The organism is Pseudonocardia sp. D17 (genome assembly GCF_036984265.1).
In the GTDB taxonomy this organism is placed as follows: domain Bacteria; phylum Actinomycetota; class Actinomycetes; order Mycobacteriales; family Pseudonocardiaceae; genus Pseudonocardia; species Pseudonocardia benzenivorans.
Genome location: NZ_BPRG01000031.1, coordinates 1 through 253, shown reverse-complemented (window position 1 = coordinate 253; position 253 = coordinate 1). Strand labels below are relative to the sequence as shown.

The 253-nt window shown below is 67.6% G+C and carries 1 pseudogene; it reads left to right on the top strand.

Annotated elements, in window-relative coordinates:
- Positions 1-225, top strand: a pseudogene (locus tag PSD17_RS04575) (IS110 family transposase); the annotation flags it as partial.
- Positions 226-253 lie beyond the last annotated feature (28 nt).

The following is a 253-nucleotide window of genomic DNA, read 5'->3' as shown; positions in this document are numbered from 1 at the left end:
AAACGCCTCGGCGACGCAGTGCACCAGTGGGCGTTCTGCGCACTGACGAACTCACCCGGCGCCCGCGCCTACTACGACGAACTCCGAAGCCGCAAGGTCGGCCACCACGCCGCCCTACGCCAGCTCGGCAACCGCCTCGTCGGGATCCTGCACGGCTGCCTGAAGACCCGCACCACCTACAACGAGACCACCGCCTGGGCCCACCGCTTCACCGCTGCCGCTTGACACCACTACGTCATGGGATGTCTGACCG